The sequence below is a fragment of the Candidatus Methanocrinis alkalitolerans genome (assembly GCF_029167205.1).
In the GTDB taxonomy this organism is placed as follows: domain Archaea; phylum Halobacteriota; class Methanosarcinia; order Methanotrichales; family Methanotrichaceae; genus Methanocrinis; species Methanocrinis alkalitolerans.
Window position 1 is genome coordinate 43330 of sequence record NZ_JARFPL010000010.1, and the last position, 23399, is coordinate 66728.

Sequence of the window (23399 nt, forward strand, 5' to 3'; positions counted from 1 at the left end):
ATCCTGTGGGTCTAACGGCCTTTAGGGAGGTGGATCTATCGGCCTTTAGGGCTTTGTCGACCACCGCCGATTCGGATGGAGCTCTCCATTAGAAACGGGCTCTCCAATAGAAAAGGGCTTTCCAGTAGAAATAAAGGGGTCTACAATTGTCGGCGAAGCTTCTATCCAAGAAGAGGATCCTTCTCCTCTCCGTCCTTCTGGTGGCAGTCTCGGCATCTTTGCTCCACCTCCAGGTAGGGGGCAATATCCGGCTACCATCAGAGGCGGAGGCTGCCCTCTCCTCGATCCGGGAGGACGCAGGGCCCTGGCTTTCGCGGATGGGCTCCTCGATCTTCGGAGATGGGTCCTATTTCGGGGAGGACCTTTTGCATCCATCAGACTCGATGGGTTCAGGTCCCACCGGCCACCAGTTCAGCCTCGACCCCGGCGAGGATTTAGAGGAGGGGCAGGATCAAGACGGATCCGCGGAGGTCTCTGACGATACGGCCTATTTGCCATCGATTTCACCGATCGTGGAGTTCAACTCTTCCGTAAGCAGCACCCTCTTTCGGACCTGGGGAAGTCTGACCCTCCAGGGCCGGTCTACCCTTCCTTATCTGATCCTCAACGCCACCCTCTGGGATGGGGATCGGCTCGTCGAGAATACCAGGTACATGATGATGGAGGTGGAGCCGGGGGAGAGGAGAGATTTCGATATACGCGAAAGGTGCCTTCTCACCCCGGAGCGGGGCTATTCCTCCATTCTGGAGGTGGAGGAGCCCGGGGGGCTTTTTCTCCCAGAACGGCGAGATTGCATCATCGCTGAAGACGGCCCCAAGATCGTGATCTGGGACGATGGCCGAGATCTATATGGCAAGGAGGCTACACCTAAGGCACCGTCTAAAGAGCCTCTCACCCTCTCCAGATCCGCAGATGAAGCTATAGCCTCCTCGAAGTCGACCCCCGTCTATCGAGAGACGGCCGCGTATAGAGAGATCCTCCCCCATCAAGAGACACCCGTCTATCGGGGGGTCCCAATAAATCAAGGGGCATCCGTCTATCGGGAGACCCCAGCCAATATTGAAGCAGAGGAATCTTTTGAGGATCTCGAATATCGATATGTAGGGAGCAAGAACTCCGACAAGTATCACCTCCCCGACTGCACCTCGGCCAAGAAGATCAAGGACGAAAACAGGGTATACTTCTCCGACGTCTGGGAGGCTCGGGAGGCGGGCTACTCCCCCTGCAAGGCCTGCAACCCGGGGTAGATATAATTTTTTTAATAAATCTATTTTTGAGGCTCCCGTCGGCGGGAGCTCCAGTGGAAATTAAGGGGTTCTCTCAAACCCCAGGTCTCCTATCATCACCGAGGCGAGCCCCTTTGAGGTCGGGGGGCATCTCGTCGTCCCCCGGAGGATCTCCTCATTCGGGTAGCCGAGGTCGGTGAAGACGGCGACGTCCCTGGAGAGGCCCCTCTCCTCCAAGAGCCGGCAGAGTCCCGGAAGGTCGGTGGAGTCGTCTACAAGGAGGAAGACGGTCCTACCGCGAGCGATCTCCGCCAGGATGGGCTCCGGGTCCATCCTTCTGCCGTGAACGGTTATGGGGATGACCTTCAGCTCGCTTGCCTTCAGCCTGGCGCAGGCGACCTGCATGCTGGATATCCCCGGGATCACGTCTCCGTCCAGGTAGCCGAGGCCGCTTAACATCGGGTCTCCTGTGGAGAGGACGACGGCCTCGGGGGGTAGCTTTCGGAGGGCTCCGTAATCTTCGATCACCCTCACGTCGGTTCCGGGATAGATCTCGTCTCTCGCGAGATCGATGGCCCTCTCCGACCCGTATATGAGCCGGGCCTCTCTTATGGCCCTCGCCGCCTCCATTGTGAGCATCCCCGGGCCCGCTCCAACTCCGACGATCTTCATGGTGCGACCTCGCTCCCGCGTATCATGACCTCGCCCCGAAGCTCTACTCTCCCCTCTCCTCCTTCGTCCACAGTCTTCCTCTCCCGTCTACTCCTTCGTCCACAGTCTTCCTCTCCCATCTCCTCCCTCTATCTCCGCCAACTCCCACCGGGCAAGGGACCTCTATCCCTCAGGATCGATCCGTCCCTGTTGAGGAGGATGATCCTCGTTTTGGGGAGCCTCTCTGCCGTCTTACGGAGGCCCTCGTCGATCCGGGGGTGGCCGGGCTCACGATCTGCCATCTCCGCCACGGTACCGTATCCGGTCCCTTCCAGGATATCGGGCATGCCCCACTTGAGGATGAGGGCGGGAAGGCCGCAGAGGACGCTCTCCTGGTCCTCTCTGAAGCGGATCCGGTCTAGGCGGTTTCCTGCGAGGACGGCGACGTGTCCTGGAAAGAGGAACCGCGAGTACTTGAGGCCGACCCTCCCGGTGGTGACCACCACCCGGTCAGGCTCCAGGATCTCCGCCTCCCGGCTCTCGGCGAGGTGCTCGTTCCAGGGCTCGACGAAGCCCGTAGACCCTAGGATCGATATTCCGCCTGTGATCCCAAGGTGGGGGTTCATCGTCCTTCCGGCTATCCTCTCGCCATCTCTCACCGAGAGGACCACCCGGACTGCACCGATCCCCACCGCTGCCATCCCCTCCTCGATGGCTCTTTTTATCTCTCCCCTCGACGAGGGGCTGATGGCGGGCCTCCCAGAAGGGGCGCAGAGGCCCGCACCCCCGATCTTCCCTATCCCGGGGCCAGCGACGATCTCGATCTTCTCTTCCGGCCCGTGGGACTTCTCAGGTCCCATATCCTCGCCAGACTCCATCCCCAAGATGGGGGCCGCCTTCGCCTCCATCACCGCCCCGGCGGTGACGTCGGATTCGTGGTCTCCGCCGATCTTGACGGCGGAGCAGGATCCGTCGCGGCCGTCGACGGCGACGGCGACCCTGATCCCCACCGGGGTGAGGACGGCGACCTCGTGGACCGGTTCTCGAAGGGAGATGACCGCCCCCTTTGCGGCGGCGGCGGCCGTCGTCCCCGTGGTCAGCCCCCGCCGCAGGAGGGTCCCGTCGGATAGAAGCGCCCAGAGGCCGCTTTTGACCTTCTCCAAGACCTCGGGGTCGGCGGACCTCTCGACCCAGTCGGTGGGTATCGATAAGCCCGAGACGGGGTCTATCGCCCTTCTCCTCTCCTCTTCAGAGCTATTCTCTTCCATGGTGCATGTTTATGATCTCGTTTATCGCGGCGACGGCGATGGGGGTTCCGCCTCTGGTGCCCACCGTCGATATCGATGGGACGTCGATCTCCCGGAGCCTCTCCTTGCTCTCGGCGGCGTTGACGAAGCCGACGGGGACGCCGATGACGAGGGCTGGCTCTGCCTCGCCTCCCTCGATGAGGTCGCATAGGGTTAGGAGGGCCGAAGGGGCGTTTCCTATGACGACTATGCTCCCGGAGAGCTCCTCTTTTCCCTCCAGGAAACCCGCCGAGGTCCTGGTGATCCCCTCCCTCTCGGCCAATCGATCGCCTCTGCCGATGGCGGTGACCACGGGGCTTTTATGTCCCCGCTTCACCACCCCCGCCTCCACCATCTTTATGTCGACGAATATGGGGGCGCCTGCCTCCAGGGCTGAAAGCCCCGCAGCGACGGGGTCGCCCTGGAACCTGAGGATATCGGCGACGGCGAGGTCGCCGGTGGCGATGACGCACCGCTGTTTGATCCCGTCCTCGGGGGTCTCATCCCCCACGATCCCGGCGATGAAGCTTCTGCTCCTGTTGTAGATCTCCATCCCCTCGGGGGTCATCGCCCCCAGATCTGAATATTTCTTCTCGGTCATCAAAAACCCCCCGGCTTCAGTAGTAGTACTTGGTCTGATACCCTCTTCGGTTGATGATCTTTCCCTCGGTCATCCGGGCCTCGGGACCCGCCAGGATCAGGGTACACCTTCTCCCCTCAAAGCTCGGGCGGGCGAGATCCGCCCCCCTCCCGATATAGATCCTCTCGTCGGGACGGGTGGCGTCTTGGACGAGGCCGAAGGGTCTCTCCGGGTCGAGGTCGGATACCGCCTCGGCTAGACAGTCCATTCTTCCAGAGTTCTGGTTGTAGACGACTACGGCAAAGCCGCCCTCCAGGAGGCGGCGGGCCCTCCACGGGGTCTCTTCGCTGAGCCCCGAGATGAGGGCGAAGTCGTTCACCAGGGGTGCTCCGAGCCTCGCCGCCGCCGCCGAGAAGGCGCCGACCCCCGAAGATACCTGAGCTTTTAAGGGGGCGCGCACCCTCCAGGAGGAGCTGAAGGTGCTGGGGTCGCCCCCGAAGAGGATCGATGCGGTCTTGCCGAGGCGGGCCGCCTCCTCAGCAGCCCGGACCCTCGCTGATATCCTATCCTCGAACTCTCCCTTTCCTTCGTGAGAGTTCGTCTCGCCTTTCGAAACCCCTCTGACGGCGCAGAGGTGCCTCTCCGCCCCCAGAAGGAGGTCCGACCTCTCGATGATCTCCTCCGCATCGAGAGTGAGGTGGCGGGGGTCGCCGGGACCCGTCCCTACGACGTGGACCCTCGCCGAATGGCCACCGGCCGGGTGGCTCCTCGCCTCCGGTCCGGCGGCGCCCCTTCTCCTATTCTCGTCGCAGGCGGTCCCTTCTCCTCTCACCATCCCCTCTCCTTCCAGGATCAGGAGGGTGAACATATCCACCTCTTCCCGGAGATCCTCCTCCTCCAGCATCTCCCCGGCCCTCGTCCAGAAGAGGGCTTCCCCCTCCCGGGCGACGTTCTTCGCCACCAGAACCTTCGGGTCCCTCTCGCCGTCGAAGGTGGCGATCTCCAGGACCCGATCGAGCTGCCAGGTCCTCCTCCTGGACCGGGGGTTATAGATCGCCATGGGCATCTTCAGCTCCGAGGCGACCCTTGCCCTCTCCTCGATCTTATTCCAGGGGGTGAGAAGGTCGCTACAGCTGATGGCCGCCACCGACTCGGTGAAGGTGACGCCGGCCCTGCAGGCCGCGGCCGAGAAGGAGGAGATCCCGGGGACGACCTCGACGCGGCTGAGGTCGACCCTGCCGGAGGCGACCTCGAGGCCCAGCCCCGCCATCCCGTAGACGTTGGGGTCACCGCTGCTGATGAGGGCGACAGAGCCCTCCTCCAGGAGGTCGACGGCCTCCTTAGCCCTCTCCACCTCCCGTCCCATCCCTGTGGAGACGACCCTCTTGCCCACCAGGAGGTCGGAGACGAGGTCCAGGTACGGGCGGTATCCGACGACGCTTTCGGCGTCGGATATCGCCTCTATCGCCCTCCTGGTCATCTGACCCCTCTCTCCGGGTCCAATCCCCACGATGTAGAGCCTATTCTCCGAGGGCAACGGTCACCCTCCCGTAGGCCTTCTTGGGCATGATCAGCCTCTCGGATAGGGCGAGGGCGGCGGGCTCCGCCACCCCCACCAGCCCCAGGTCTCGAGCCCTCGACTCCGTCGTCGGGGACTGGGCGTTGAGGACCTCCTCGTCGAGGTAGATGACGGGGCGGCCGAGCCTCTCCGCCGCCTGGGAGATGCCGGGCTCGTCCCTCTTTATCTCCCCGGTGGCGATGGCCCTGATCTCGTCTATCCCCCGCCCTACCGATTCCAGGGCCATCCTTGCCGCCTCCAAGACCTCCGAGGCCTCGACGCCCCTCCTGGCGCCGATCCCAACGACGACGCCGCCCTTGCTCTTGAGGACCGCCACGTCCTCATCCACCAGGACGATCTTCGGCCCCGCGAGCCTGACGACGGGGACGTCTTCTCGCAGGAAGGCGAGGTTGACATCCCTGGAGGAGCTGCGGTTGACGATGCGGGCCCCGAGCCCCGCCGCCGTCCCCTCCAGGGAGGGGCGGCCGGCGGCGTCGGTGGCTGTGGTGATGGCGGGATAGGCGCCGAGCTTTTCGAAGAGGCGGAGGGCGAGGTCGTTTCCGCCGTGGTGGCCTCCGACGACCGGGACGGCGGACCGGAGGGACGAGTCGACGGCCACCACCGGCGTTCCGGTCCACTTGTCGGCGATGCCGGGGCAGATCATCCTCACCACGATCCCCACCGCCATAACCGCCACCACCAGGTCGAAGCCGGCGAGGGTGCCGACCATCTCCTGAGCCCTCTTTTTGCTGTATACGAGAACCTGCGGATCGTACCGGTCCCTCAGGGCGGCGGAGATCTTCTCCCCCTCGGGGATGTTGCGGTCGAAGACGAGGACGGCTACCGACTCTGGTATAGGTGAGACCTCCCATAGCCGCTCCTCGATATGACGTTCCCGACGAGGATCATGGCGCTCTTGGTGACCCCTGCCTCCTCGGCCCTGTCGGCGATGTCCCCGACGTTCCCGACGATCACCAGCTCGTCGGGCCAGGAGGCGTGGTAGACGACGGCGGCTGGGGTCTCTGCCGGGATCTCCAGCCTGTCCACCGTCTCCCTTATCTTATCCGCCCCGAGAAATATCGCCATCGTCGTCCCGAATCGGGAGAATTCGGCGATGGAGTCGTTCTCCAGGGTCGTCCCCGCGGGCCTCGTTACGATCAGCGACTCCGAGACCCCCTTCAGGGTGAGCTGGGTCTTGAGGGCGGCGGCGACGGCGAACAGTGATGAGACGCCGGGGATGACCTCGACTTCGACCCCCGCCTCCTCCAGGGGTCTCATCTGCTCCAGGATGGCGCCGTAGAGGGCGGGGTCGCCGCTGTGGAGCCTCACCACCCCCTCGCCCCTCCGGAGGGCGGAGAGCATAATCCCGTTGATCTCCTCGAGGTTGATCCTGTTGCTGTCGACGAGCCTTGCAGAGAGCCCCTCCAGGAGGGTGGGGTTGACGAGGGAGCCGGCGTAGACGATGAGGTCCGCCTCCTCCAGGAGGCGAGCGCCCCTGACGGTGATGAGGTCGGGGTCACCGGGGCCGGCGCCGACGAAGTGGATCTTCATCTCCTCCTCCTTCTGGCGCAGAGGACGCTGAAGTAGTCGCTCCTCTCCGGCATCTCCTCCCGAATTATCGACTCCTCGGGGGTGTAGAGCCGGACCCCCAGGGTGAAGTCGTCGAACCCCTCCCTCGCCAGCTCTGCCGCCATCTCGGCAGGCCTGACCGCCTTCATCCTGATCACCGTCTGAACCTGGGATCCGTCGGATACCAGGAAGGACTCCGAGAGGTCGACCCCGAGCCTCGCCGCCAGGGCCGGGACGGTCCCGACGCCGGGTATCGTCTCGATCTCCACCTTCGGGTGGCGCTCGATCACCAGCCTCTTGAGGTGGGAGAAGGTGGAGAAGGTGTTGACGTCGCCGATGCAGGCGAAGGCGGCGTCGCCGCCGAGGGCCCGGGAGGCGACCCGGTCGGCGTTGTCGGCCCAGATCTCCAGAAGCCTCGCTTTATCCGAGATCATGGGAAAGTCGAGGACCTCCGGTTCGGCGAAGGGCCTGACGAGTTCGGCGGCCATCTCCCCGGGGACGAAGACCTCATCCGCGGCGGCGAGGGCCTTCTCCGCCTTCCGGGTCAGAAGCTCCGGATCGCCGGGGCCGAGGCTCACCCCTATCAGCAAGCCACCATCTCCATCTCCTTTCCTGACATCTTCCATCCTCTCCGATAGTCCCCCATCTTCGATCTTCCTCCCGTCAAGGGCTGCGACCTCCAGCAAGCCTCCCCACCACCATGAAGATGGGGTTCTCCGGCCGGAGGGCGACGTCCCCGGCGAGATCGTATCCCCGGGCGATCCCGATCTGGAGGAGCTCCTCAAAGATCCCCGCCCCCTTCATCAATTCGACTACCTTCGACGCCATCCCGATCCTGGCGAGGTCGGCTACGACGACGGCTCCGGGAGAGAGCCTCTCCATCAGGGCGGGGAAGAAGGCCTCTATCCCCCTCGTCCCGCCGATGAAGCACCGGTCGATATCTGGAAGCGTTGGGATCAGCTCCCCGGCTTCGCCGCAGAGGAAGGTCCCGGCCTGGACCCTTCCCTTCGAGATCTCCACCGCCTCGGATCTTCGATCGATGCCGTATATCCGGTCGGTGAACCTAGCAGCGGCAAGGGATACGGCCCCCGAGCCGCACCCTAGATCGAGGAAGGCCATCCCCGGCCTGATATCGAGCTTTCCTACGGCGATATGGACGTTCTCCGGCTGGGTCGCGGTACCGGGAAGCTTCATGGTTTTTGGGAGCGGCGGAAGGGGATATAAGCTTAATCCAAATTCTCTTGTCTCCAGTAAAATTGATTGGCCTTAGATCTCCAGCCTTTCCAGGTCCCCGGCCTCAATCCGGTAGGTCCCGTTCTTCCTTCCCAGGGGCGGAATCGCCTCGATCCTCTCCACCGGGATTCCTGGGGACTGGGACCTGAAGCCGTCGATGACCGTCTTCCAGGGTATGAGGTGGGCCCCTTTTGGCTTGCCCGGACCCTGCCGCAGCTCCACCGCCAGGACCCCCCGCCGGCCGGAGGCTTCGATGAACCGGTCGACCCTCTCGATCTGATGGACGCCGCCGGCGAGGGAGAAGTGCTGGCTGTAGTATAACGTCTTCGCCTTCCGGGCGTCGATGCTCTTGCACTCGACGGCCAGATAGTAGCCGGGGCGGGGCGAGTCGACGAGGAGGTCGACGACCTGGGGGGTGTAGCGGCTCTGCTTGAGCCGGTAGGCTACGCCCCTGATCTCTTCGATCTCGAAGAAGCGGTTTATGGCCGCCACCAGCTCCCACTCGAAGTCGGGCATTTTGAAGGTCTCCAGAGTTCTGCCGAATCCATTCCGGCCCTTCCACCTTCAAGAGCCAACTATTTCAGCCCTTGGTCCCTACCAACTAAAGGTGGTTATTTGAGGGTCGGAAGGTTCATCAGGGCGGATACGATCCCCGAGGCGTGGCGGCGGGGGCTCGGCCTCATCTGGCGCGGGGGCGAGGAGATCACCGACGAGCGGGGCACAAAGACCCGGGAGATCCTCGCCCTGGAGGTGGTGGTGGAGGACCCCAGGAGGGATATGATCCCGTTGGAATACTTCTCCTGGAACCAGTACCGTCTGGAAGAGTACGCAAGGCAGCTCATCAGCGGCGATAACCCCGGCTTTGAGTACACCTACGGCGAGCGGCTCCGGGCCTGGGCTCTGCCCGGCTCTCAGAAACAAATAGATGATGATTCCCATGGGCCCGTCGACCAGATCGATCAGATTGTCCGCCGCCTCAGGGCGAGCCCCAACTCGCGGAGGGCCTCGGCGGTGACGTGGATTCCGCCCGTCGATACGGAGAAGGAGGAGGTCCCCTGCATGATGGTCGACGACTTCAAGATCCGGGAGGGCCGCCTCCACCTCGCGGCCCTATTCCGGAGCCACGACTTCGCAGGCGCTTACCCCGCAAACCTCTACGGCCTCACCAGGCTCCTCGAATACGTCGCCGGGAGGGTGGGGGCGGAGCCCGGCTCGATCACCACCGTCAGCTGCTCGGCCCACATCTACGATCACGACTGGGACTGGGTGGCCGAGATGGTCACGGGCCGGTCGGAGGTTTGACGCGAAAAAAAGAGATAAGGGGCGCGGCGCGGTCTCTTTCAACCCCGCGCCCCTTCGAACGACTTCATCATCCTTTAAGCGTCCTATCGAAGAACCTCGCCATCTCTCCTTCGGCGTCCAGGGCGGCGAAGCTCTCCGACCTTTCGCCCTCATGGATCATGAAGCCATGGCCCTCCCCCTGGTAGACCTTCAGCTCGAAGTACTTGCCAGCGGCGTCGAGGGCAGCTGCATACTCGTATATCCCGGAGATGGGGCTTGGTACGTCTCCGGTCCCGTGGATGATCAGCATCGGCGCATCGAGGCCGTCGATGAGGTCGGCGGGCTTCGTCTCGTCGTTGAAGCCGCCTGAGTAGGGAAATCCGTACCAGGCTACACCGGAGCGAAACTCCTCCATCTGGGGGAGAAATAGCATCGTGTACCTGCCGCCGGCGCAGAAGCCGGTGAGGCCGAGGCGGTCGCCGTTCACGTCCTCCCTATCGATAAGGTAGGCGGCGCAGGCCCCTACGAGCCCGTCGACGGCTTCGTCCAGGGGCGTCCTCTCGAAGGTCTGCCACTCCGGGGCGATGACGACGTACCCGGATGCTGCGAGCCGGTCGGCTAGGTCCCTATAGCCGGGCTCCAGGCCGTTGAAGGAGTGGATCATCACCAACCCCGGATAGATCGGATCGTCGCCTCCTCCCCGGCTCGGAGCTGGGGCCGCTACGTAGGCGGGGTAGGTGAGGTTATCGCTCTCGATCATCGCCGTCGAGCTCTCGGCCCGGAGAGGGCCATCTGCCTCTCCGACGGCTTCTGGGTGGTCATCGATCCGATCGGCGCAGCCCGCGGTGATGACGAGGGCAGCTAAAGTCAGGATCAGAAACGGCATCTTCAGGAATTTCATGTCCATTCCTCCTCAGTAAAAAAAATTGTCTATTGTGGCCCATTGCGGTCATCTGTTTATTTTATCGCCGCCTCGAGCCTGCGGTTCACCTCGTCCCAGTCGACGATCTTCCAGAAGGCCTCGACGAACTTCGGCCGCTCGTTCTTGTAATCGAGGTAGTAGGCGTGCTCCCATACGTCCAGGACCATGAGGATCCGAAACATGGGGTATACGTTGACGTTATGCTTCTCGATCTGCATGATGAGGGGCCGCTTTGTCATGGCGCACCAGGCTAGGGCCGCCCAGCCGGAGCCCTCGGCGGTCGCCGCGGCGAGGGAGAACTCCTTCTTGAACCTGGCGAAGGAGCCGAACTCTCTCTTCAGGGCGTCGGCGAGGGCGCCGCCGGGCTCCTCTGCCGCCTTCGCGGCAGCAGTGAGGTTCGACCAGAAGAGGCTGTGGAGGACGTGTCCCCCCGCCTGGAAGGATAGCTCCTTCAGGGTGGACTTCATATCCAGATCATCTCCCGCCTCCCGGGCCTTCTCCAGCCTCTCCAGGATGGAGTTGGCGCCGTTTACGTAGGCGGCATGATGTTTATCGTGGTGGATTCTGAGCTGAGCCTCGGAGATATGAGGCTCCAGGGCGTTGTAGGCGTAGGGCAGTTCGGGGAGGGTGTAGAATTTCTTGTCAGCCATGCCAATTTCTCTGTCGTATTCCCTTAAATTTTTTTCGGAAATATGAGGGGGAGCCCGACAATAGAAGCGGGAGACAGGCGCCCCCCGGGGGATCGCGGCCTGTAACAGGGCTTCGGCAAGCCGGAGGAGGGGCCTTGCTCATGGGGAAGGGAAAACCTCCTCTCGTTATCCAGGGTCAATATTTTACGGCTTCGATCTTCTCGCCTCTCGGCATTATCGAATGGTCAGGATTGCCGGAGGGTTTCATCTCGGTCCGCCTCCCCATGGCTTTGAACTTCTCCATATGCTCCCTGGCCAGATCCAGCTTCTCGTCATGGACGGTATGGACGACATAAGCCTCTTTTCTCCCCTCGTCGTAGTAGAGCTCGTGGCCCGACCATCCGTTGCTCTTCCGCACCTCCATCCTATCGTCGAACTTCTTTCTCCATTCAGGGAAGTCTTCCACCCGGTGTCTCACAACTCCTATCTTGGCCATATCATCACCATTAACCGTTATAGACGATCCGCTATCTTAACTACTTTTCCGGCGGCTTACAGCTTCTTGTGGCAGAACCACCAGTCTTCGCAGACGACGCCTCCGCCCGTCTTTCTGGTGGCAGCGGTCTTCTCGTCTGAGGGCGGAGGTATTATCACCTCATCGCCGAAGAGGTCGTTATTCGGCCAGTTGGCGGGCATTGCCACCTTGTTCTTGTCTGAGATCTGGAGGGCCTTGACGGCTCTTAGGATCTCGTCCATGTTCCTTCCGATCTCCTGGGGGTAGTAGAGCATCAGCCTTATGACGCCTTTAGGGTCCACCACGAAGACGGCCCTGACGGTGTTCGTCCCCTTTCCGGGATGGACCATCCCGAGCTTTCCGGCGACGGTCCCGTTGTCGGCGATGATGGGAAAGGTTATCTCTACATTCATCATCTCCTTGATCCACTCGGTCCACTTCATGTGGGAGTGGACCTGGTCCATGGAGAGGCCCACAAGGGCGCAGTTGAGGTCATCGAATTCCTTTCTCATCTTCTCGAAGGCTATGAACTCCGTGGTGCAGACCGGCGTGAAGTCTCCGGGGTGGCTGAAGAGGATGAACCACTTTCCAGAGAGGTCGTTTGGGATCTTCATCCTTCCGTGGGTCGTCTGAACCTCCATCTCCGGGACCTTCTCCCCCAGGAGGGGGATGCCCTGCCTCGTTTCGTGCTCCATATGATGGGTCATTTCGGCATCTCCTGTCTTCTCTTCCATCAGCTGGGCTCTCATTTCGTCTTTTATGCGCATATCTCCGGCGTCGGCGGCACCTGAGCCGGTTGAAAGCCCTTCGACCCTTTATCAGGCATAGGTTTATTTAAGATCTATTATTACTTAGTAATCACTATGATCGATTCAGAAGATCTGGAGCCGATAATAATCAAGAATTTCAGAAACAGTGGTTATAGGGCTACGCCCCAGAGGATAGCCATCAGCAGGTATATCCTCCTCAATCACGAACACCCAACGGCCCAAAAGGCTTATCAAGAGATCAAGAAGACGCATCCGACGGTCAGCCTTGCTACTATTTATAATACAATTAAAATTTTAAAAAGAATCGGTCTGCTCGCGGAGTTGAACCTGCCTCAGGGCCAAACGAGATACGATCCGAATACCGAGGCTCACGCCCACCTGCTATGTCTGCGGTGCGGCAGCATCAGGGATTGGTCGGACCCTATCATGTACGAATTGATGGCCAAGGTTTCTGCCCAAGCCGATTTTACTGTGATGGGATCGAGTTTGGATTTGAAGGGGGTCTGCTATAGCTGCGAAAAAAAGGGCGCGAGCGTGGGATCAAAGGCCGCAGCCGACGAATGATCTCGGGGGTACGAGGTAGGTCGGCCCTCGCCTGTGGAACGGAGGGAGTTTTCAGGAAACTATATGTATCCTTAGATCTACTCTCATCTCCAGAATGATAACGCACGGCCAGATGCTGGCTGGCGTGTTTATTATATTTGAAATAAAGGGGAACTCTAATTGAAAATATCGGTATTCATAGATGGTGCGAACATCTTTTACATGCAGAAGGACGAGCTTAAGTGGTGGATCAACTTCGAGAAGCTCTTAAGGTGGATCGAGAACAAGACCGGCGGCGAGATCATCGACGCCTACTACTACGTCGGAGAGGAGAACCCTCCCGATACGAGGCAGCAGGGGTTTTTGACCGCCCTCGCCGACATCGGGTACTCCATCATCACAAAAGAGCTGAAGATCATCGTCCTGAACGACGGGAGGGAGATCAGGAAGGCGAACCTGGACATCGAGATTGTCCTGGACATGTTCAACACCGTAGATAATTACGATATGGCGGTCCTGGTATCCGGAGACGGAGACTTCGAGCGCCCCCTCAAGCTCCTCCGGGCAAGGGGAAAGAGGTTCATGGTCATGTCCACAAAAAGGTTCATAGCCCGGGAGCTTCGCGAGGTCGCAGGGATGCACTTCGTCGACTTCGAGGACATAAGAGGCGAGGTCCAGAAGGATATCTGACCTCTTTTTTTATTTCCGTCCTCTGTTTTGGGTGGTGCTCTTTGATTCGGTTGATATTTCGCTTGGAATTCTTAGAGACGCTACAGAATAGCACTTTTAATTACAGGACGGATTTGAGTGCGAATTCGCAAATCAGAAGCAATGTCGTTGCCTTTGGATATATCAACCAATTCCAGGCGCACCACCGTAAGCGCCAACATAACCATTTTTTTCAAGTTTTCATCCCTCTATCAATCGATTTGATCTCCATACCACTTGCGATATTTTTGCTATGAAAAACTATATATATATTTCAACTGTGTTCATTCGAACAAACGCGGTTTTCCTCTCCTTAGACCGCAACATTGATCCTACTTTCTGTTGATGTCTGCACTACTTTACATAAATGTTTTAGGGGCAGGCCTCCCCGGATCAGGAGATCTCCGTCCCGGTGTGGCCGCCTTCGGCCCCCCTCTTCAGATTTTTCGCGTCGGCGCCGTGGACTACGACGGTGAATATGGATGACCGCTCGATGATCTTCGCCGCCAGGGGGTCGACGGGCGAGCGCGATCCGGCCTTCATCTCCGTCTCCATAGCGAGGCGGACGAGGTCTCTCGCGCTCATCTTATCGAACTTCTCTGCCCCCGGATCGACCTCCGGGTCGGCGGAGTAGACCCCGTCGACGGAGGTCGCCACGATCAGCCGGTCGGCGCCGACGTACTCGGCCAGCAGCGCGGCGACGGCGTCGGTGGTCTGGCCGGGGGCCATGCCGCCGAGGACGACTATCTTTCCTCCGGCGGAGGCAGAAAGGGCGCCAGCATAGCTCTCGGAGGGCTCGGGGGCGGCGGCTCTGCCGAGGGCGGCGATGAGGAGCATGGCGTTGAGCCTGGTGGCTCCGATGCCGAGGAGGTCGCAGAAGGCCTCTCCGGCCTGGAGGGCCCGGGCCTTGGCGATGTATTCGCGGGCGATCTTGCCTCCGCCTACGACGACGAAGACCTGGTGCTCTAGGGCGAGGTTCTTTAAAGCCGTGGCATACTCCTTGAGGCTCTCGGCATCGCGGCCCGCCAGGATGGAGCCGCCGAGGGAATAGACGAGTATCATGGGGGAGGGCAGGATTATCGGCGGATAAAAAGGTTCCTTGTGATCTAGCCGGACCATTCGGCGAGCTTTTTGCGGACAGCTTCTATGTGGGGGCTCTCGGTCTCCTCGTAGATCGCCAGGGCGGATCTGGCAAGAGAGATGGCCTTCTCGTTTTGGCCCAGGGCGCGCAAAGAGAGGCTCATATTGAAGAGGTGGTTTCCTTCGCGCCGCCGGTCCCCGATCTCGCGAGAAATCATGAGCGCTTGGTCGTAGTATTCGATGGCCTTTTGCTGATTGCCACGATAAGAACAAGCGATCCCAAGGTTGCCCAAGTGGTTTCCTTCGCTCGATCGATCGCCAATACTGCGTGAGATCTTCAGCGCTCTATCATGGAGTGTAATGGCTTTGCGTGGCTCGCATAAATTGAAGAAGATGTTACCCAGGTTACTCGAGATTATTCCTAATCTCCACCAATCACCAGTATCGTGTGAGATATTTAAGGCCTTACTATAGCACTCCAGAGCCTTGCGCATCTCGCCCAATTTGGAATAAGCTAGCGCCATGTTACATAGGCAATTTCCTTCGCCTCTTTCATTGCCAATATCGCGTGAGATCTTGAGTGCTAGCTCATGGTACTCAACAGCACTGCACAACTCCCCTAGATGAAAGTGAGCACTGCCCAGGTTATCCAGGTTGTTTCCTTCTACCTGCTTATCTCCAATTTTTCTAGAGTTCCTAAGAGCCTGCTCATAATATTCGATGGACTTGCGAAATTCGCCTCTCTTAAAATAGGAGAGACCTAAGTTGCTCAGATGATCCCCCTCAGCGGTTCGATCTCTTATTTTACGTGCTGAAGCTAATGCCGCCTCTAACCATTTAGTATTTTCTAGTGGATGCAGTCGTAAACCAATAATGCTACCTGCTTCAGAGAAGTTGCTGCAGATTTTTGATATTTCGTCGCTCTTGGATTTATTCTCGCTTGCCCAGTTTTGAGCGGCTTTGATGTTCATCCAATTGATATCAAAAAGCTTCAACCCCATTGAAATAGAAGAATTTCCCTGGAGAAACAGATTATTTGCTGCCCAAAGCAAACTTTGATAGTATTTGGCATGGTGCAGTCTTGCTCGCTCACGGAGAGCGTCATCCAGGCGCGACCCGGAAAAATCCCGCGCCAGGTCGTGGAGCCGATATCGTCCCCCTTCCCCCGCAACTGAGGGTAAAAAGTCCACCAGGCTCCACCTGATAAGCTCGCCGAGAGCGTCCTCGGCGGGCGTCTCTTCCATCTCCCAGACCGCCGCCGCCCCGGCGAGATCGAAGTCTGCGGGAAAGACGGATAGTAGAGACCAGAGCCTTTGCAGATCCGTGGTTAGGAGGTCGTAGCTCGGGGTGAAGGAAGCCTCCACCAGCTCCAGGCGCTCCCTGGCGTCGCCCAATCGTTTGATGTAATTGGCGACGCTCAAATTCGGCTTCTCTCTCAGGGTAGAAGCGGCGTTTCTCAGGGCGATGGGAAGGCAGCCGCAGAGCTTTGCCAGCTCTTCCGCATGATCCCCGATGCGCTCGCAGATTCCCAGGAGGAGATTCTTGGCGTCATCCAGGGGCAGTACGTCCAGGTCCTTTTCCTTCAGGCCGGGAAGGGTGAATTTACTGCGAGAGATCACCAAAAGAGCGCACCCCTTTGGCGGGAGGAGCGGCTCCACCTGTTCGCGGCTGGCGGCGTTGTCGAGCAAGATTAGGGCTTTCTTGCCAGAGAGGACAGTTCGATAAAGCCCGCTTAATTCGTTCAACTTCTCTGGCAATGAGGCATCGGCTCCAAGGTAGGAGCGGATGACGTGAGCCATGGCATCTTTGGAGTCGAGCGGGCTCTTGCTTGTGCCGAGCATATCCAAGAAGAGCTGGCCGTCAAGAAAACGATCTCTCAATCGATCAGCCAGAACATAAGCCAGAGCGGATTTCCCTATGCCGCCCATGCCTCTCAGGCCTGTGATGGTGGCACCCTTGTCAAAGCCGTCTAAAAGTAGGTCTAGCTCACCGCTACGGCCTATGAAGTCTCTTGGGGGTGGAGGGATCTGATGCGGTACGGTTGAATGTCCTGGCAGATCGAAAGGGAATTTGCCTTCCGGGTAGGTTTGAATGTCTTTATCCCAAACCGATCTCTCGTCAATCCAGCGGCGCAAGAAAACAAACCCCTTTCCAGTCTCAAAGTCGATGTGAACAAAATTGTAAGAGTTGATGCGGCTCGGATCTTCTGGAGGGCGTCCCCCGAAGCTTGCACCTGCAGGAATTATTACGCTATCTCCGCCTGTTCCGTGCTCGGCTGTTACCTCGGGCACATGGCCGTGGCCGTGCAGGATGAAATTGCATCCCTGCCGCAGACGTCTCCAAACAACCCGGCCGTCCGAGTATTCCAGCCAGTCCTGAGAATGATGGAGAACCGCGATCCTCAAATCCGATTTGCTTATCCGTTCTAAGGGCCTGTGAACCTGCCGCTCGCCTACCCTGGCAAAGCCATAATCATTCTTCTTTCCTGCAGCGTCAACATGGCGCCTGCAAAACCAGGAGGAGTTGATCCCCAGGAGGGAAACCGTCTTTCCATTGATCTCCCAGGTTCGAAGATCTGAGTAATCGGGAGAATCCTGGCCTGTGAAACCGGAAACAAAACTCCTGAAATCCTTGAAGGGGCGCAGCAAAAGCTCTCTTTTGCTGTCATCCTTGAGCCAGCGATCTGCATCCTCTTTGGAAACTACATCCTTCCTGAAATCATCCGGAAGCTTTTTTATCTCCTCCTCGTCCAGATCATGATTGCCTGGAACGATGAAGAGCCGGTCAGGTTCCACCTGGGCGGCCTCCAAGACCGGGACGAAGAACTCATTTTTGGCGTCTTCGTACTCCTCGGCCTTCCCATTCAAGGCCGCATCTCCACTGAAGACTATGAAGTCAATTTTTGATAGATCGGGGCTGATGGATAGACGTCCTTGGATATCTTTTATCAGCTCATCCCTCACTACTTCCGGATCAATCCCAAAGTCCCCATGATGCCAGTCAGAGATGTGAAGCCAGGTGAGGCGGCTCATTTTCCTCCCATCGAATAGGTGGATTGCTCTGTTGGAATTAAAACCTTCCCGAATAACAAACGTCAGAGCTCAGAAGAAAAAAAATGGTTGGAAAGATCTTTAAATCTTATCCAGCGCCACGGCGACCTTCCCGAAGATCTCCTTGATATCGCCTACGCCGATGACGGTGACCACGATCCCCCTTTTGTCGTAGTAGTCGATGAGGGGCTGGGTCTGGGCGTGGTAGGCCTGGAGCCTCTCCTTGACCGTCTCCTCGGTGTCGTCGGCCCTCTGGTAGAGGTCGGCGCCGCAGGCGTCGCACTTGCCTTCCGTCTTCGGCGGGTTGAACTGGACGTGGTATGTGGTGCCGCACTTGCACATCCGCCGGCCGGTGACCCTCTTGACCAGCTCCTCGTCGGGGACGTCAATGTTCAGGACGACGTCGATCTTCTGGCCCAGGTTGGGGAGGATCTTGTCCATCGCCTCGGCCTGGGGCATCGTCCGGGGGTAGCCGTCGAGCATCCAGCCGCCCTTGACGTCGTCTTTGGCCAGCCTGTCCTTGATGATGTCGATGAGGAGGCTGTCGGGGACGAGCTTTCCCGCTTCCATGAACTTCTTCGCCTCCACTCCCAGGGGGGTGCCGTTTCGCACGTTCTCCCTGAGGATGTCTCCGGTGGAAATGTGAACCACGCCGTACTTCTCAGCGATCATCTTCGCCTGAGTGCCCTTTCCTGATCCTGGCGGACCGAGTAATACTATGTTCATAATATCCCTCCTATTTTCCTCTCGATAAAAAGCAACGTCACGACGCCAGGGCCCCTGGGCGAAGATCTAGGATCTGCATCCAAAGCTTTCAAGACCCAGCCCACGGTGCGGATGGCATGGCCGCTGGCAGTTGCTCTCTTCTCCGGTACGTTGACTCTCAACAACGTTAAAAAACCTTTCTCCACCGAATCAGAGGAGGGCTGCCAGGGTCATCGCCGACCCCGAGAGGAGGGGGATCGAGAGGTTGTCGTCGATGACCCTTCGTCGAAGGTTGAGGGGGACGGCGTCTGCGAAGGTCGCCGCCGCTGCGCCGACTACGAATACATGAACGGATAAGGCTCCAGGTTCCGGCGAGAAGATCGCCTCCAGGAGGCTTGCGGCATAGCCGACGAGGAGGCAGACGGCGAAGGTCCCCGCCACCACCGGGAAGGGTTTTCTCCTCCAGCTCTGCCCTTCCATGATCCGGGTCCGGACCGCCGATCCCCGGACGACGGAGCCGATGATGCCGCTGGCGGCGTCCCCGAGGGAGAGCATCATCATCGCTGCGACGGCTACCGGAGGCGAGAATAGGAGGACCGTCAAGAGGGCACCAGCGATGTAGTAGACGTACCCCGCCACCCTACGCTCCTCGTGGCCCCGGACCGCGGGAAGGTTGACCTTTCCCGATAGCCTCCTCTTCTCCAGGACGATCGCTGCCAGAAGGGCGAGGGCTACATAGACCGCCGTCGCCCCCTTCCCGAATAATAGCATCGAGGCGGGGACTGAGAGCCCCATGAGGTGGATCGCCTTCCTGCGGACCTCCTTTGCGAGAGATGCCCTCCTCTCCGACCTCGTCATTTGGACACCTCGATCCATCCCATCGACCCTCAGATACTGCGGCCTTCATCCGCCGTCCCTTCCGCCGCCGTAAGACCTCCGGCCTATGGAGGCGCCGCCGGCTTTGGACGATCCCGCCCCACCGTTCGTCCTTCATCCTCCCAGGGGCAAACCCGCCTCAGAGAACTCCATCTCTCCCCTGAGGAGGGCCGATAACTTCTCGGAGACCTGGGACCTCGCGACCCTGATCTGGGCCATGGAGTCGCGGTCCCTGATGGTGACCGTCCCCTCCTCCAGGGTCTCGTAGTCGACGGTGATGCAGTAGGGGGTTCCCACCTCGTCGTTTCGGCGGTAGCGCCTCCCGATGGACCCGGAGGAGTCGTACTCGACCCGCAGGTCCAGGGATCGCAGCTCCCGAGCGATCTCCTCGGCGGGGGCGGATAGCTCGTCTCTATCCATCAGGGGGAGGACGGCCACCTGGATCGGAACGACCCGGTTCTTGAGGGCGAGGACCGCCCTCGTCTCCCCCTCCACCATCTCCTCCCTGAAGGAGTGCTCCAGGACGGAGTAGAGGATCCTGTCTATCCCGAAGGAGGGCTCGATGACGTGGGGGATGATCTCCTCGCCCCGGACCTCCACCTCCTCCATCTCGAAGGAGACGAGGGCGGGGTCGACCTCGATCCCCTCGCCGTCGACGACGACGATGATGGGGTCGCGCTTAAGATCCTCCAGGGGCAGTGCGCAAAGAGCATCGGCGACGGCCTTCGCCCCCTTCCGGAATAGGGGGCCGAGCCTCTTCATATCCGGCTTTACGGCGAGCCGCTCCTCCTTCCTCGGGACGTCGAAGGGGAGGAAGACGGTGAGGTTCGCCCCGCTCTGGGCCATATGGGACCGGAGGTCGTAGTTCGTCCTGTCGGCGACCCCTACGATCTCGATCCATCCGAACCGGTCGAGGAGCGCCTCGGCGTCCCAGCAGTCGGCGGCGTAGTGGGCCATCTCGTCCGCCTTGTGCTGCCGGAACCGGAGCCTCTCCCTCGACAGCCCTGCCTCGATGAGGAACTGGTAGGTCCGGGCGACGTAGTAGGCGAGGGTCTCGTGGGCTATGATCCCCCTTTCCACCGCCTCGCCGACGGTCATCTCCTCAGTCTCCCCCCTCTCCTGGCCTTCCTGGGAGTATAGGGTCATCATTAGATCCGCCACCTCCCCGAACCGGGGGTGGCTCTTGTCCTTCGGGTTGATGAAGATCTCCGCCTCGGCCTGGGTGAACTCCCGGAGCCTTATCACTCCCTGGCGGGGGGAGATCTCGTTTCTATAGGACTTTCCGATCTGGACGGCGCCGAAGGGGAGGCGGTCGCGGTAGTGGCGCAGGAGCCGCGGAAAGTTCACGAACATCCCCTGGGCGGTCTCGGGGCGGAGGTAGCCGGGCTGCTTGCCCCCCGGACCTATCGAGGTCTTGAACATCAGGTTGAACTCGTAGATCTCGGAGAGGTCGCCGCCGCACTCAGGGCAGAAGACGTCGTTCTCCTTTATGACCCGGTAGATCTCGTCGTTTGCCAGGGCGTCGGGGACCTCCACGATGTGCTTTATGAGGTGGTCGGCCCGATAGATCTCTCGGCAATCCCGGCACTCGGTGAGGGGGTCGGAGAAGCCGGAGAGGTGGCCCGAGGCCTTGAAGATCTCCTCGACCCCGATGGTGGGGCATTCGATCTCAGAGAACCCCTCCCGTATGACGAAGAAACCCCTCCAGAGGTCTTCGATCCCTCTCTTGAGGGGCGCTCCCAGGGGGCCATAATCGTAGAAGCCCGCAGAACCGCCGTAGAGCTCGAAGGCGGGCCATATGAACCCCCGCCTCCTGCCAAGCTCGATCACCTTCTCGTACATGTCCATAAGCCAATCCTCGGCACAAATAGACCCTGACGGATCATTTAACCTTTGTCGTTTGGCCGGTGCTGAGGTGGTCCAAAGGCGATCTCACTTACATTTATTTCAGAGATCTCCAGGCACGATATCGGAGGAGAAGGGTCTTAACCCGTCGACCGCCGACCTGGGGGGGTTCAGCTGACCTTCGTCCGACAGAGTTTTTAAGGAGGTGAGCGTATCGGAGAATGGTGAGTGATAACTCATGAAAGGGATTGTGAAATTAGGGTTAGTGATGGGCGTGCTCTTCTGCACAGCCTTCGGCGCTGCCAGCGCTCAAGAGGAGCTTTCTGAGGACTATAAAGAGGGCTTCAAAGACGGCGTCTATATGGGCCTGATCAATGTATGTAGTGCAAATATGCAGTGGGCCGACCTCGCAGCTCTCTATTATGAATTGGAGGGCGAACCGACGGATGAAACGCTGGTAGTTAACAATGAGACGGTTACATGGTCAGATTACTACAACGAACTTGCAACATCATTCAACCAGGGAGCTGTTACCGAAGTAAATAACTTCGTATTGCAGATCTTTGGTCCTGATGACGAGCGCACCGAGCTGTTGCTCATGCCAGAGCTTCCAATAATATCCTGATTTAAAGCGAGATGTCCGGAGAGCGGCAGGGCCGCTCCCTGATCTTTCCTTCTTTGGCCTTCGGCAGAAAGCGCATCTTAATCTTCTTCTTCGTCTCCCCCGATCCAGATCCCGAAAGCGCAGCTCCGATCCATGTATCTCCCAGCTCGCCTTCGGAGCCGCCCATCTTCAAATACGCTTAAATGGTCGGAAGATCGAAATTATCTGTGGAGGATGGTGAGATGAAGCGGCTGCTCGCGAGGCTTGGGATCGAAGAAGAGAATCCGGGGGCCTGCACAGGCCCCGGTTCGTGGATCGACGATCCGGACGGCAGAGTACTGGTATCAAGAAATCCGACGACCGATGAGCCCATCGGTTCGGTGAGGGCAGCGACCCCCGCCGTCTACGAGGAGGTGGTAGCCGCCGCTGAGAGGGGCTTTCGATCCTGGCGAAAGGTCCCGGCGCCGAGGAGGGGGGAGGTGGTGAGGGATCTGGGCGAGGCCTTCAAGAGACGGAAGGACGACCTAGGCGACCTCATAAGCCTGGAGATGGGGAAGATCAGGGCCGAGGGGAGGGGCGAGGTCCAGGAGATGATCGACGTCTGCGCCTTCGCCGGAGGGCTCTCCCGACAGCTCTACGGCCTATCGATGCATTCGGAGCGGCCGGATCACAGGATGTACGAGCAGTGGCACCCCCTGGGGGTGGTGGGGGCGATCACCTCCTTCAACTTCCCTGCCGCGGTCTGGTCCTGGAACGCCGCCGTGGCGGCGGTCGCCGGGGACGCCGTCGTCTGGAAGCCCTCCTCCTTCGTCCCCCTCACCGCCGTCGCCGTCCAGAAGATCGCCAACGAGGTTATGGAGGCCCACGGGATCTCCAGGATCTTCAACCTCGTCATCGGCCGCGGCTCAGAGGTGGGCGACCTCCTCCTCCGGGACGGGAGAGTCCCCCTCATCTCCTTTACAGGCTCCACCAGGACGGGCCGGACGGTGGCGGAGTTGGGGGCGAAACGGCTGGCCAGGACGATCCTGGAGCTGGGCGGCAACAACGCCGTCATCGTAGCCGAGGACGCCGACCTCGACCTCGCCGTCAGGGCGATCCTCTTCGGGGCGGTGGGGACGGCGGGGCAGCGGTGCACCACCACCCGGAGGGTGATCGTCCACCGGGCCGTCGCCGGCGACCTCACCGACCGGCTCGTCCGGGCCTATCGGCAGATCAGGATCGGCGACCCCCTCGACGACGGGACGGTGATGGGGCCCCTCGTCGACGGCGGAGCGACGGAGAAGATGGCGGAGGCGCTAAAGCGGGCGCGGTCCCAGGGGGGAGTGGTCGTCTTCGGCGGGGGGAGGCTCCACCATCTCGGCCCGAACTTCGTAGAGCCTGCCGTCGTGAGGATGCCGTCCCAGACGGAGGTGGTGATGGAGGAGACCTTCGCCCCCATCCTCTACATCCTGGAGTACGAGGGGATCGATGAGGCGATGGCGATCCAAAACGGCGTATCCCAGGGGCTCGCAAGCGCCATATTCACCGAGAGCCTCGCCACCTCCGAAGCGTTTTTGTCATCGGCGGGCTCCGACTGCGGCATCGCCAACGTAAACCTAGCCACCTCCGGCTCGGAGGTCGGCGGCGCCTTCGGCGGCGAGAAGGATACGGGGGGCGGCCGGGAGGCGGGCTCCGACGCCTGGAAGGGTTATATGCGCCGCCAGACGGTGACGGTGAACTGGTCGAAGAACCTCCCCCTCGCCCAGGGGATCGAGTTCGGCGAGGGTTGA

The 23399-nt window shown here is 60.1% G+C and carries 24 protein-coding genes; 6 read left to right on the forward strand and 18 right to left on the reverse strand.

Going from position 1 to position 23399, the window contains the following annotated elements:
• Positions 1 to 146: 146 nt before the first annotated feature.
• Positions 147 to 1247, forward strand: coding sequence for an Ada metal-binding domain-containing protein (locus tag P0O24_RS04545; RefSeq protein WP_316968550.1), 1101 nt, complete (start codon positions 147 to 149; stop codon positions 1245 to 1247).
• 60 nt (positions 1248 to 1307) lie between these two features.
• Here the strand turns inward: P0O24_RS04545 and P0O24_RS04550 are convergent, their stop codons facing one another.
• The 9 genes from P0O24_RS04550 to P0O24_RS04590 form a co-directional block, all read right to left on the reverse strand.
• Positions 1308 to 1898, reverse strand: coding sequence for a cobalt-precorrin-7 (C(5))-methyltransferase (locus tag P0O24_RS04550; protein ID WP_316968551.1), 591 nt, complete (start codon positions 1896 to 1898; stop codon positions 1308 to 1310).
• Between the two features lie 128 nt (positions 1899 to 2026).
• On the reverse strand, positions 2027 to 3145 hold the full coding sequence (locus tag P0O24_RS04555) for a cobalt-precorrin-5B (C(1))-methyltransferase (protein ID WP_316968552.1): 1119 nt from the start codon (positions 3143 to 3145) through the stop codon (positions 2027 to 2029).
• A complete protein-coding gene (locus P0O24_RS04560) occupies positions 3132 to 3764 on the reverse strand; it encodes a precorrin-8X methylmutase (protein WP_316968553.1) in 633 nt (210 codons plus the stop codon). Before P0O24_RS04560 ends, P0O24_RS04555 begins: the two co-directional genes overlap by 14 nt.
• A 16-nt stretch (positions 3765 to 3780) precedes the next feature.
• Positions 3781 to 5280, reverse strand: a complete 1500-nt coding sequence (locus P0O24_RS04565) for an SAM-dependent methyltransferase (protein WP_316968554.1) — start codon at positions 5278 to 5280, stop codon at positions 3781 to 3783.
• Positions 5264 to 6187, reverse strand: coding sequence for a cobalt-precorrin 5A hydrolase (gene cbiG / locus P0O24_RS04570; RefSeq protein ID WP_316968580.1), 924 nt, complete (start codon positions 6185 to 6187; stop codon positions 5264 to 5266). The genes P0O24_RS04565 and cbiG overlap by 17 nt, the downstream gene beginning before the upstream one ends.
• On the reverse strand, positions 6142 to 6852 hold the full coding sequence (locus tag P0O24_RS04575; RefSeq protein ID WP_316968555.1) for a cobalt-precorrin-4/precorrin-4 C(11)-methyltransferase: 711 nt from the start codon (positions 6850 to 6852) through the stop codon (positions 6142 to 6144). Before P0O24_RS04575 ends, cbiG begins: the two co-directional genes overlap by 46 nt.
• Positions 6849 to 7556 (reverse strand): cobalt-factor II C(20)-methyltransferase, encoded by a 708-nt coding sequence (locus P0O24_RS04580; RefSeq protein WP_316968556.1) that lies wholly within the window; start codon positions 7554 to 7556, stop codon positions 6849 to 6851. The genes P0O24_RS04575 and P0O24_RS04580 overlap by 4 nt, the downstream gene beginning before the upstream one ends.
• Positions 7534 to 8064 (reverse strand): methyltransferase domain-containing protein, encoded by a 531-nt coding sequence (locus P0O24_RS04585; protein WP_316968557.1) that lies wholly within the window; start codon positions 8062 to 8064, stop codon positions 7534 to 7536. The genes P0O24_RS04580 and P0O24_RS04585 overlap by 23 nt, the downstream gene beginning before the upstream one ends.
• Positions 8065 to 8136: 72 nt before the next feature.
• Complete coding sequence (locus P0O24_RS04590; RefSeq protein ID WP_316968558.1) at positions 8137 to 8619, reverse strand: hypothetical protein; 483 nt, start codon at positions 8617 to 8619, stop codon at positions 8137 to 8139.
• Positions 8620 to 8718: 99 nt separating this feature from the next.
• Here P0O24_RS04590 and P0O24_RS04595 point away from each other — a divergent pair, with 99 nt between their 5' ends.
• Positions 8719 to 9405, forward strand: coding sequence for a thymidylate synthase (locus P0O24_RS04595; protein WP_316968559.1), 687 nt, complete (start codon positions 8719 to 8721; stop codon positions 9403 to 9405).
• A 67-nt stretch (positions 9406 to 9472) separates the two neighbouring features.
• On the opposite strand, the gene P0O24_RS04600 is transcribed toward P0O24_RS04595, so the two are convergent.
• From P0O24_RS04600 to P0O24_RS04615, 4 genes are all read right to left on the reverse strand, one after another.
• The gene (locus tag P0O24_RS04600; protein ID WP_316968560.1) at positions 9473 to 10285 is read right to left on the reverse strand and encodes a dienelactone hydrolase family protein; all 813 of its coding nucleotides are present in this window, start codon (positions 10283 to 10285) and stop codon (positions 9473 to 9475) included.
• A 56-nt stretch (positions 10286 to 10341) separates the two neighbouring features.
• Entirely contained in the window at positions 10342 to 10956 is a 615-nt protein-coding gene (locus P0O24_RS04605) for a superoxide dismutase (RefSeq protein ID WP_316968561.1), read from the reverse strand.
• Positions 10957 to 11131: 175 nt separating this feature from the next.
• Positions 11132 to 11431 carry a hypothetical protein gene (locus P0O24_RS04610; protein ID WP_316968562.1) on the reverse strand — a complete coding sequence of 100 codons (300 nt, stop codon included), beginning with the start codon at positions 11429 to 11431 and terminating at the stop codon, positions 11132 to 11134.
• Positions 11432 to 11487: 56 nt separating this feature from the next.
• Positions 11488 to 12144: a peroxiredoxin gene (locus P0O24_RS04615; protein ID WP_394356695.1), complete on the reverse strand. Its 657-nt coding sequence runs from the start codon at positions 12142 to 12144 to the stop codon at positions 11488 to 11490.
• A gap of 168 nt (positions 12145 to 12312) precedes the next feature.
• On the opposite strand from P0O24_RS04615, the gene P0O24_RS04620 reads away from it, so the two are divergent.
• Positions 12313 to 12783 carry a Fur family transcriptional regulator gene (locus tag P0O24_RS04620; RefSeq protein WP_316968564.1) on the forward strand — a complete coding sequence of 157 codons (471 nt, stop codon included), beginning with the start codon at positions 12313 to 12315 and terminating at the stop codon, positions 12781 to 12783.
• Between the two features lie 159 nt (positions 12784 to 12942).
• Entirely contained in the window at positions 12943 to 13452 is a 510-nt protein-coding gene (locus P0O24_RS04625) for a LabA-like NYN domain-containing protein (RefSeq protein ID WP_316968565.1), read from the forward strand.
• A gap of 411 nt (positions 13453 to 13863) precedes the next feature.
• Here P0O24_RS04625 and pyrH read toward each other — a convergent pair whose 3' ends face one another.
• The 5 genes from pyrH to glyS form a co-directional block, all read right to left on the reverse strand.
• Positions 13864 to 14532 (reverse strand): UMP kinase, encoded by a 669-nt coding sequence (pyrH, locus tag P0O24_RS04630; RefSeq protein ID WP_316968566.1) that lies wholly within the window; start codon positions 14530 to 14532, stop codon positions 13864 to 13866.
• A gap of 44 nt (positions 14533 to 14576) precedes the next feature.
• Positions 14577 to 17582 (reverse strand): tetratricopeptide repeat protein, encoded by a 3006-nt coding sequence (locus P0O24_RS04635; protein WP_316968567.1) that lies wholly within the window; start codon positions 17580 to 17582, stop codon positions 14577 to 14579.
• Positions 17583 to 17681: 99 nt separating this feature from the next.
• Positions 17682 to 18326 carry an adenylate kinase gene (locus P0O24_RS04640; RefSeq protein ID WP_316968568.1) on the reverse strand — a complete coding sequence of 215 codons (645 nt, stop codon included), beginning with the start codon at positions 18324 to 18326 and terminating at the stop codon, positions 17682 to 17684.
• 189 nt (positions 18327 to 18515) lie between these two features.
• A complete protein-coding gene (locus P0O24_RS04645; RefSeq protein WP_316968569.1) occupies positions 18516 to 19163 on the reverse strand; it encodes a diacylglycerol/polyprenol kinase family protein in 648 nt (215 codons plus the stop codon).
• 132 nt (positions 19164 to 19295) lie between these two features.
• Positions 19296 to 21029: a glycine--tRNA ligase gene (glyS, locus tag P0O24_RS04650; RefSeq protein WP_316968570.1), complete on the reverse strand. Its 1734-nt coding sequence runs from the start codon at positions 21027 to 21029 to the stop codon at positions 19296 to 19298.
• A gap of 235 nt (positions 21030 to 21264) precedes the next feature.
• Between glyS and P0O24_RS04655 the strand changes: the two genes are divergently transcribed.
• Both P0O24_RS04655 and amaB read left to right on the forward strand, forming a co-directional pair.
• Positions 21265 to 21651, forward strand: coding sequence for a hypothetical protein (locus tag P0O24_RS04655; RefSeq protein ID WP_316968571.1), 387 nt, complete (start codon positions 21265 to 21267; stop codon positions 21649 to 21651).
• A 221-nt stretch (positions 21652 to 21872) separates the two neighbouring features.
• The gene (amaB, locus tag P0O24_RS04660; protein WP_316968572.1) at positions 21873 to 23399 is read left to right on the forward strand and encodes an L-piperidine-6-carboxylate dehydrogenase; all 1527 of its coding nucleotides are present in this window, start codon (positions 21873 to 21875) and stop codon (positions 23397 to 23399) included.